Source organism: Pseudomonas sp. YL2 (assembly GCF_023063025.1).
In the GTDB taxonomy this organism is placed as follows: Bacteria; Pseudomonadota; Gammaproteobacteria; order Pseudomonadales; family Pseudomonadaceae; genus Aquipseudomonas; species Aquipseudomonas putida_A.
Genome location: NZ_JAJSLU010000007.1, coordinates 124,387 through 134,562, shown reverse-complemented (window position 1 = coordinate 134,562; position 10,176 = coordinate 124,387). Strand labels below are relative to the sequence as shown.

Sequence of the window (10,176 nt, the reverse complement as noted above, 5' to 3'; positions counted from 1 at the left end):
AACCTGCTGTGAAACCCAAGTAAAACCGATCGGGCGCTGATGGCGCCCGATCGCTTTGGAGATTTGAATGTCATTGAATCCTGATATCGCCGCATTTCTGCAACTGGTCGGCAACGGCCGGGCCAGTGGCAAACGCGTCGGCATGCACGAGTTGAGCCCGACCGAGGCCCGTGAACAATTCGATCAGTCATCGTTGCTGATGGACGCCGGCGGTGAAGAACTGGCCGTAGTCGATGAGCTGCAATTGCCGGTGCGTGACGGTGCACTGTTGAACGCACGGATCTACAGCAATCATCCGTTGCAGGCGGGTGCCGGTCGTCCGGCACTGTTGTATTTTCATGGCGGCGGCTATGTGGTCGGCAGCCTCGACTCGCATGATTCGCTGTGCCGCGCGTTGGCTTCGCTGGCGGATTGTGTGGTGCTGTCGGTGGCGTATCGACTGGCGCCGGAACATCGCTTCCCGACAGCGGCCGACGACGCCCGCGATGCCTGGGACTGGCTGGTGGCGAGTGCTGCTGATCTGGGCATCGACACGGCGCGGCTGGCGATTGCTGGTGACAGCGTTGGTGGCAGCCTGGCCACGGTGCTGGCTGCGCAACTGACGGATGCCGCTGTGCAGCCGCGTTTGCAGGTGCTGATTTATCCGGTCACCGATGCCAGTCGCAGCACGCCTTCGATCGAGCGTTTCGCCGAAGGTTATCTGCTGGAGAAGGCTTCGCTGCAGTGGTTCTACGCGCACTATCAGCGTGATGCCAGCGATCGTCTCGATCCGCGTTTCTCGCCGTTGCTCGGCGAAGTTCCGGCCGATGTCGCGCCGGTGCTGATGGTGTTGGCCGAGTGTGATCCGTTGCACGATGAGGGCGTGGCTTATGCCCGGCATTTGCAGGCGGCGGGGGTTGCTGTGGATTTGCAGGTGTACTCGGGCATGACCCATGACTTTATGCGGATGGGGGCGATTGTTGATGAGGCTGAAGAGGCGCTGGGGTTGATTGCTGGGCGCTTGGTGGAGGTGTTTGATTTGGCTTGACGGGGTGGGGGGGGTGAGTGGGTGAATATCCGTTGCTGCGGTAACGGCCACTTAGGGTTCCGCCCTTACGGCGGGTCACTTTTTCCAGACGCCGAAAAAGTAACCAAAAAGGCTTTACCCTGACGTTCGGCCCTCGCCTAGGCTCGGGTTCCTTCGCTGCGGGATTCATCCGGGGGGCAGCGCCTACGGTTTGCTTCGCTGCACCTCCTCTCGCTGTGTTTGGCTGCGCCAAACGGTCGCTGCGCTCCCACCCCCGGATAAATCCCTCCACTCAGCCTGCCGACGGGCCCTCAGATCAAAAGCGGTACTCGAGCTAACGCTCATTGTGTTGAGTGGGGCGGCTTCGCCGCAAGGGGTGCACGCTCTCTAAATTGTAGGAGCCAGCCTGCTGGTGAAGGCGGCCTGACAGCCGACCCATTTACAACTGAACACACCCATTCCAACTGTGGGAGCGGGCTTGCTCGCGAAGGCGGCCTGCCAGTCGACCAAACTCCAACTGAAAACACCCATTCCCACGCAGGAGCTGCCGAAGGCTGCGATCTTTTGATCTGCTTTGGCTTTGGCTTTGGCTTTGGCTTTGGCTTTGGCTTTGGCTTTGGCTTTGGCTTTGGCTCTTGATGTGGCTTTTGATCTTTTGCCCCTTCGGCAGGCCGAGCGTAGGTGTCCATCCGGGGGTTAGGCGCGCAGCGCCATGCGGCGGAGCCGCATACATCGAGAGGAGGTGCAGCGAAGCAAACCGGAGGCGATGCCCCCGGATGGACACCGTAGCGAGGGAACACTGAGCCTCAGCGAAGTGCCGTACGCCGGGGCAAAGCCTTTTGGGTTACCTTTTCGGCGTCTGGAAAAGGTGACTCGCTGTAAGAGCGAAACCGCCAGCGGCAGCACCCGAAGCAACGGATATTCACCCAAAACCCCAAGAGCCTGGTCGGCCCCAAGGCCGCCAAGTCTCCAAAAAAAACGCCAGCAAATGCCGGCGTTTCAGTGAGCGCTAAACGTATTACCAGTTGTAGGTCACGTCAGCAGTCATGGTCCGGCCTTCGCCGTAGTAGCAGTCGAGGGTGCCATTGCACGCGGCAACGTACTTCTCGTCAGTGAGGTTTTGCAGGTTGGCTTGCAGCTTCACGCCTTTGACATGCAGCGGCGATTTCTCCAGGTCGTAAGAGACCATGGCGTCATACACGGTGTAGGACGGAATCTGGAACGAGTCCGACTCGTAATCCGAACCGTAGCTGCTGCGCACGTAACGGGCGCCCAGGCCCATGCCGAAACCGGCGAGGGCGGTGGAGATGTCGAAGTCATAGTTGACCCACGCGGAGGCGGTCAGCGGTGGACGCATGGCCAGGGTGCGACCTTCGCGCCCGTCGTTGTCCTTCTCCCACTTGGTCTGGTTACGCGACACCGCCGCCAGCACGCGCAGGTTGCGGGTGACGTTGACCTTGCCTTCCAGCTCGATACCGCGCGAACGCACGGAGCCGCTCTGGGTGCTGAAGCCCGGGTTGGCGAGGTCGGTGGTCAGCATATTGTCCTGGTCGATCTGATACGCCGACAACTGGATGAAGCCATCGATGGCCTTCGGCTCGTACTTGACACCGACTTCGTACTGCTTGCCGGTGGTCGGTTCGAAGGCGCCGCCGCTCATGTCGGTACCGGTTTGTGGCAGGAACGATTCGGCGTAGCTGACGTACGGCGTGATGCCGTTGTCGAACTCGTAGCCCAGGCCGGCACGACCGGTGAACTTCTCGTCCTTCTGGTTGCTGTGGCCGCCACTCAGCGGTTGCTTGTTGTCGGTTTCGGCGAAGTCATAACGACCGCCGAGGGTCAGGAACCACTGGTTCCAGCGCAGTTGATCCTGAGCGTACAGGCCGGTCTGGGTGATGGTGTTGTCCCACTTGTACGGCTGGCGGAAATTGATCTGGCTGCCATACACCGGGTTGTACAGGTCCAGACCTGGAGCGGTGCGGTCGTACAGGCCGAGGAATTTCGAATTGTAGTGGTAGTAATCCACGCCCAGCAGCACGGTGTGCTCGACGTCGGCGGTGTGGAACTTGGCCTGGGCGATGTTATCGATGCCGTAGACCTTGTTGTGCTGCGACCAGTCCACCGCATAACGGCTCTGGTAGCTGCCGTCGTTGAGGCCGGTGACCGGGTTGGTCGGGAACGCATAACCGTGCAGCGGCGCCACGTACTGGTCGTTGATGTCGGCGTAACGCGCGTTCTGCTTCAGGGTCCAGACGTCGTTGAGTTCATGGGCGATCTCGTAACCGACGACGAACTGCTCGCGGTGGTACTTGTTCACGTCCGGCTCGCCGAGGAACAGGCTGCGGCTGATGCGCCCGGCCTGGCTGCGATGCACCGTGCCGTTGGCCGGCAGGCCTTGGGCTTCCGGTACATCGTGGTCTTTCTGGTACTGACCGAACACGGTGATGGTGGTCTGGTCGTTGGGCAGCCAGGTCAGGCTTGGCGCCAGCAACATGCGGTTCTGGCTGGCGTAGTCGATGGCCGAGCCGCTGTCGTTGACCACACCGGTCAGGCGGTAGAGGAATTCGCCCTGATCATCGATCGGGCCGCCGAGGTCGAAGGCACCGTACTTGCGGTCATAGCTGCCGCCACCGAGCTTCACTTCGTGCAGCGGGGTCGCGGTCGGGCGCTTGCTGACCATGTTGACGATACCGCCCGGCTGGTTCTGGCCGTACAGCACCGAGGCCGGGCCTTTGAGCACTTCGACGCGCTCCAGGGTGTACGGGTCGATCTGCAGCGAACCGCCGGTGCTGCCGCCGCCGTAAGGCATGTGCAGGCCGTCGAGGTACAGCGGAGTAGGGGAGAAGCCACGGGACGTCGGTTCGTCGAAGATCTTCACCCGGTCCGAGAAACCGCCGCCGGTCATGCCGGGGGTGTATTGCAGGGCTTCGGTGACGGTCTTCGAGCCGCGCATCTTGATTTCGTCTTGAGTGACGACGTTGATGGTCTGCGGGATTTCCTTGAGCGACGAATCGGTCTTCGATCCGGTGGCGCTGCGCTTGGCGACGATCCCGTCTACCGGGCCCCAGGCCGATTCGGCGGTGGCGGAAATGCTGGTCGGGGCCAGATCGAGGCTGGCACCGCCGGTGCTGCGCGAACGCAAGGCGACGTTGTTGCCTTCGACGCTGTAGGCGATGTTGGTGCCTTGCAGCAGTTGCGCGATGGCGGCGGTCGGTTCCAGGTTGCCACTGACGGCGCTGCTGCGCAGGCCACTGACTTCATCCGGGCTGTACAGCACTTGGAGGTTGGTCTGGCGACCGAATTCCTGCAACGCGCTCCCCAGCGACTGTGCAGGAATATTGATCGCCACGGCGGCGGCCTGGGCCTGGCCGATCATCGGCACAGTCAGGGCCATGGCGCAGAACGCGGGCAAGGTGCAACGGAAGGAGCGGCGGATCAGCAGGGCCTTGGCGAGCGGGTGGAGTCCGTGCGGTGCGGGCATTGTTCTTCTACTCTTCAAAGTGTTGACTGAGAACTATTTCTATTAACTGTTAGTAAGACGTTGAGCCTTCCGAAAACCGGAAAGCTCAACGCAAATTTTTTACAAAATTTTCACAGTCAGGCGGGTTGCAGCTCAGTGACCACTTTGCCGGCGCTCATGCGCACCAGTTGGTCGGCGACATCGAAGTAACGATCGTCGTGGGAAATGACGATGATGGTCTTGCCCAGACGCTTCAGGTCCGGCAGCAGCTCGGTATAGAAAATCCGCCGGAAGGTCGGGTCTTGATCGGCGGCCCACTCGTCGAACACCAGCACCGGACGCTCTTCCAGCCAGGCGTTGATCAGGGCCAGACGCTTGCGCTGGCCGGTGGACAGGTCGGTGGTGGTGAACGAGCCGTCACGCACACTGACCTTGTGCGCAATTTCCAGGCGCTCCAGGTATTGGTTGGCGTCTTCCGGGATATGCGTATCGCCCTGAACCACGTCGTCGAACAGGTAATAGTCGGCGAAGATCGTGGTGAACAACTGACGGTAATCGTCGCGGTTGGCGGCATCGACGAGCTGCTGGTTGAGGCGGATTTCGCCTTGCTGTGGCGCGTACAGGCCCAGCAGCAACTTGATCAGCGTGGTCTTGCCGCAGCCATTTTCGCCGACGATGAAAATGATGTCGCCCTGTTCGATTTTCAGGTTCACCGGCCCCAGCCGGAACGGCTTGGCGCCTTCTACCGTCGGGAAGCTGTACGAGACATCGGTCAGTTCCAGGCTGTGCACTGGGGTCTTTTGGTGGCCCTGATCGCTGAGCAGCAGGTGCGGCTCTGGGGAGGAAAACTGTTCGGACAGATCGGCGATCCGGCGGAACGCGATTTGCGCGCGACTGACGATCGGCAGGGTGCCGATGATGTGTTCCAGCGGCCCTTTCATGTACAGCAGCACCAGCACGAAGCCGCTCATCACCGCTTTGTCGGCGCTCGGCCACAGCGATTGCAGGCCCAGCGCCAGGCCGATCACCACGAAGAACAGCATCGAACCCAAGGTCTTGGCGACCACAAAAATGTTCACCGAACGCACCTGCGTGTCGCAGATCTTGTCGGCCGTGCCTTCGATGCCCGAGACGAACATGCGATGCCGGCGCGGGCGGTGGATGCGCAGCTCCTTGGCGCCCTCGGCGACTGCGTGATAGTGCTTTTGCAACTCGTCTTCGTAGTCACGGGCCTTGAGGAAACCCTGCATGCCGCGCCCGCGTGCGATGTATTGAATGACCGTGCCGATCAGGATCGCCACCGCCATCATCAGGAACATCGGCCACGACAACATCGCCAGGTAGCCCATGCAACCGAGGGTAACAGTCAGGGAAATCGCCAGCGGCGCAAAGGCGAAAGCGAAGTCGCTGATGGTGTCGACGTCGTGGGTCAGCACCGGAATCAGCCGATGGCTGCGATAGCGCTCGATCTGCTCGATCGGCGCCGAAAGGACTTTCTCGCCCAGCTCTTTGCGCAATTTGGCGATGATGTGCTGGCCGACGAAATTGGTGCCGATGTCGGAAAAGATCGAGCTGGTCAGCGCCAGCAGGCACAGGCCGGCGAACACCGCGACCATCGTGCTGGTCAGTGCGCCCTCGGCGTGCAGCACGTTGTTGATGGTCGCCAGCAGTGCGGTGACGCTCAGGCCACCGACCATGCCGAGCAGGATCGACACGCTGACGATCAGTCGAAAGGGTTTGAGCAGGGCGAACAATTCATTGATCACCCCGCGTGTTGGTTTGCTCATGGAGGTTCCCTGCTTGAAGGAGCGGCGAACACCGGCACTGCGCGTGGGTTCGCCTGGATGACGTAGAGGGCGGTGGGCGCGCCATGGAGGATCGCGCCCACTTTTAGAACGACTGGCTGGACGGCTAATTTAGCCGGGCGATGGCGTTACAGATCGCGGGCGACCCGGAAGCCGATCCAGTCGCCGCGGGTGTCGGTGTAGGTGGCGTTGCGGTTGCCCGAGCGCGAGAACACCGGTGCCTCGCCCCAGTCGTTGCCACGGATGCGCCGCACGTCGCACTTGCCGCTTAACCAGGCACTGCCATCGCTTGGCGCGCCGACGTAGTTCTCGTTGTAGCAATCGGCGGTCCACTCATAAATATTGCCGTGCATGTCGTAGACGCCGAAGGCATTGGCCGGGAAGCTGCCGGCCGGCGCGGTGAAGTTGTAGCCATCGGCGGCGCCGTAGGTGTTGGCGTGTTTGGCGATGCTGTATTCCTTGCCTTCGTCAAACGGGAAAGGGAACGGCCCGGTGCTGCCGGCGCGGGCGGCGTATTCACGCAGTGACTCGCTGACCAGCCGGTATTGCTGGCCGGTCTTCTTCGACAGCCAGGCCACGTACGCTTCGACCTCCGGGAAATCCATGCACACCGCCGGGTGCTTGTCGGTGTACTGCTTGCGCGGGTCGCTGCCCTGATAATCCGGGATCCCCGCCTTGCAGGCGCGACCGGGACGAGTGTCGCCGTCGGGCATTTTGTAGCCGCTGTCCTTGAGGTAGGCGTCCCACTCGCCGCGCAGAATCTGGAAACGGCTGATCGCCAGCGGTTTGGCAAACGTCACCGGGTGCAGCGGTCCTTCATCCGGCTCGCGGCCGACCTCATCCTCCGGGGTGCCCATGGTGAACGTGCCGGTGGGCAGCACGACCATTTCCGGGCAGTCCTTGCAGTCCTTGAACACCTTGCCCGGCGCAGGCGGGGTGGCGGCCTGCGCGGCGCCCGGCAGCAGGCCGGCGGCGAGGGCGGTGAGCATCAGCGCCGGCAGCGCCTTCAAGGAAAATCGACGCAGTTCACTGTTCATTGCGAGTCTCGCTAAAAGGAAAAAAGGAGCGTCCGGGTCAAAGAGCCTGGTCGAGCACGGCCAGCAAGCGGTCGATTTGCTCTTCGTCGTTGAGCAGCCCCGGTGCGGTACGGATCACCGGGCCGACGTCACGGTGCACGGCATCGGCCACCACGCGGTTGGCCATCAGGTGCGCGGCGATCTTGGCGCTGTCCTTGCCCTTGACCCGGAAGAAGGTGAAACCGGCGGACAGATCAGGGCTCAGTGGCGTCACCAGTTCGATTTGCGGACGTTGCTGCAGGCGTTGTTTCAGGTAGCTGTTGAGCGCGTGAATACGCGCCTCGACCTCGGCCTTGCCCAGCTCAAGATGCAATTTGAACGCTTCGTCCAGTGCCCAGCGGTGCTCGAACGAGTGGTAGCCGCCGGGCGTCATGGTGGTGGAAAACGCCGTGGCTTCGGAGAACGTCGGAATGATCGGGGTAACGTATCTGACTTCGGCGAAGCGGCTGCAGACGATGCCGGTGCCACGTGGGCCGAACATCCATTTGTGGGTGCCGGCGATGAAGAAGTCGCAGTTCATCTGCGCGAAGTTCAGGTTGTCCACGCCGAAGCCATGTACCCCATCGACCACGTAAACGATGCGGTCGGCGTCGCTGCGACCACGGTTGTGCCGGTCGACGATGGCGCCGATTTCACCGATGGGCAGTTTCATGCCGCTGCCCGAATGCACCCAGCACATGCCCAGCACCCGGGTTTCGGGGCGGATGGCGCCGTCGATGGCAGCAAGGATTTCTGCCTTGCTGGCGCTGTACGAATCCTTGAACAGGCGAATTTTGCGCACCCGGGTGCCGTCGCGTTCGCTACGCAGGGCGAGGATGGTGTGGGTCGCGTAGTGCTCGTGCTCGGTGGTGAGGATTTCCTGATCGGGGCGCACGTGCACGCCGCCGTAGATCGTCGCCAGACCTTCGGTGGTGCTGCCGGTCAGGGCGATCTGTTTGGCGTCGGCTTGCAGGTAGCGTCCGGCCCAGACCCGCACGTTCTCCTCGCGCTGTTCGATCACGCCGAGATCCCAATCCATGGCCAGGCCGGGATTTTTGTCGAGGGCGGCGCGGTGTCGTTCAATCGCCTCGCGCACCGGTTTCGGGTGCGAGGTGATCAGAAAGTTGGAGAAGTGCAGATACGCTGGATCCTGATCGAACAGCTGCTGCAACCGCGTCCACTTGTTGCCGGTCGCGGGCGCGGCGTTCGCGGCACCGGCGACATTCGGCAGGCTCGCGCCCAGTGGCAGCGCCGCCGCGAGAATCCCCGCCTGCTTCAAGAACTCACGACGATTGCTCATGGCTTGGCAGTTCCCGGCGCAGCGGCCAGTGCCGGTTTCGCGGCTTTCTCGACCTGATCCCAGACCCGCAGGAAGTTGCCGCCCCAGAGCTTGGCGATGTCCGCTTCGGAGTAGCCACGTGAGATCAGCTCGGCGGTGACGTTACGGATGTCGCCGACGTTCTCAAAGCCTTTGACGCCACCCCCTTCGTTGAAGTCGGAGCTGATGCCGACATGGTCGATGCCGATCTTGCGCACCGCGTAATCGATGGCATCGCCCAGATCCTTGAGGCTGGCTTTCGGCTCTTCTTCGAGGATGCCGTACAGGCGGCTGGCGTACTGGCCAAACTTCTGCTCGGACCACGCGGCAATGATCGGGTCGCCCGGCATCAACGCCATCGCCAGGTTCGGCAGCGGCGGCAGGTCGAAGTCCTTGCGCATCTCGTTGAGCTTGTCCTGGGTGTGCTGGGTGAGCGGACGCAGGTACTGCGAGAACGCGACAATCTGCACCACGCCGCCGCTGTTTTTGATCAGCTGCATTTCCTTGTCGCTGAGGTTGCGCGGGATGTCGACCATCGCACGCGGTGCCGAGTGCGAGGCCACCAGCGGCGTGCGGCTCAGTTGCGCGACTTGCTCGAGGGCCTTGGTCGACATTTGCGAGACGTCGATGATCACACCCAGATCGTTGAGGCGCTTGACCGCTTGCTTGCCCAGATCCGAGAGACCGTCGAGGGCGTCCGGCGAATCATTGAGGAATGGCAGCGGCCGCGACGAATCCGCCCAGTCGTTGTTGCCGATGTAGCTGAAACCGAACATGCGCATGCCGCGCGCCGTCCACAGGTCCAGCAGGTTGAGGTCGTGGCCCAGCGGGTAGGCGTTGAGCATGCTGATGAAAATCGCGAATTTGCCTTCGCCGTGCAAACGCCGGAAATCGTCCGGGGTGTAGGCGATGGCGACCTGATTGGGGTAGTCGCGAACCATCCCGGAGATGATCTTGAAGCGGATTTCCTGCTGGTTGCGCGCCTCGTCGACGAAGCCGGGTGTTGGCTTGTGCGGGGCGTTCGGGCCGTTCCACATTTCCGGCCAGCCGAAGATGGTCAGGGCGGCGCCGGACAGGCGCCCGCGGTTGGCCTTGGCGAGGTCGAACTGGCCGTCGCCGTCCTTGTCGGCTTCGTGGCCGTCGGTGCCGAAATTTTGCGTCAGGCTGACATGGCTGTCGAAAGAGAGCATGCGTTCGTGCAGCTCATCGGCCTGCTTCATGACTTTGGCCGGGTAGCCGAGGTCGTCCTTGAACCAGTGATGCCACACGGCAAAGCCTGCGCCGGCGCTGATCGCCAGGGCCAACGGCAGGCCGATGAATAGAGCCTTTTTCGAACGTGGTTTTGTCATTGCCATCTCAGTCAGGTTCGCCATCGAGTTGCAGGCGCGGAGGCCTTCGCTATCTGGGAAGAACGAGTGGTTGGCAACAAAATTTAAGCCTGGTGCTGTGGCGAGGGGATTTATCCCCGATCGAGTGCGAAGCGCTCGCAAAGCCTGCCAGCGCTGTCCCTTCTGGTGTCGCCGCCAGCGTCG

Annotated in this window: 6 protein-coding genes; 1 reads left to right on the top strand and 5 read right to left on the bottom strand. The window is 62.0% G+C overall.

The window, feature by feature from the left end; genetic code table 11:
* The first annotated feature begins 67 nt into the window (after positions 1 to 67).
* Positions 68 to 1,027: an alpha/beta hydrolase gene (locus LVD08_RS12940; RefSeq protein WP_247268328.1), complete on the top strand. Its 960-nt coding sequence runs from the start codon at positions 68 to 70 to the stop codon at positions 1,025 to 1,027.
* Between the two features lie 997 nt (positions 1,028 to 2,024).
* Here the strand turns inward: LVD08_RS12940 and LVD08_RS12935 are convergent.
* The 5 genes from LVD08_RS12935 to pvdM all read right to left on the bottom strand — a co-directional run bounded on the left by LVD08_RS12935 (position 2,025) and on the right by pvdM (position 9,993).
* On the bottom strand, positions 2,025 to 4,487 hold the full coding sequence (locus tag LVD08_RS12935) for a TonB-dependent siderophore receptor (protein ID WP_247268327.1): 2,463 nt from the start codon (positions 4,485 to 4,487) through the stop codon (positions 2,025 to 2,027).
* Positions 4,488 to 4,603: 116 nt separating this feature from the next.
* Complete coding sequence (locus tag LVD08_RS12930; RefSeq protein WP_007968743.1) at positions 4,604 to 6,253, bottom strand: cyclic peptide export ABC transporter; 1,650 nt, start codon at positions 6,251 to 6,253, stop codon at positions 4,604 to 4,606.
* Positions 6,254 to 6,399: 146 nt separating this feature from the next.
* Positions 6,400 to 7,308 carry a dihydropyoverdine dehydrogenase gene (pvdO, locus tag LVD08_RS12925; RefSeq protein WP_096797107.1) on the bottom strand — a complete coding sequence of 303 codons (909 nt, stop codon included), beginning with the start codon at positions 7,306 to 7,308 and terminating at the stop codon, positions 6,400 to 6,402.
* Between the two features lie 37 nt (positions 7,309 to 7,345).
* The gene (pvdN, locus tag LVD08_RS12920; RefSeq protein WP_247268326.1) at positions 7,346 to 8,626 is read right to left on the bottom strand and encodes a pyoverdine-tailoring periplasmic protein PvdN; all 1,281 of its coding nucleotides are present in this window, start codon (positions 8,624 to 8,626) and stop codon (positions 7,346 to 7,348) included.
* Positions 8,623 to 9,993: a pyoverdine-tailoring dipeptidase-like protein PvdM gene (gene pvdM / locus LVD08_RS12915; protein ID WP_247268325.1), complete on the bottom strand. Its 1,371-nt coding sequence runs from the start codon at positions 9,991 to 9,993 to the stop codon at positions 8,623 to 8,625. Before pvdM ends, pvdN begins: the two co-directional genes overlap by 4 nt.
* Between the last annotated feature and the right edge of the window lie 183 nt (positions 9,994 to 10,176).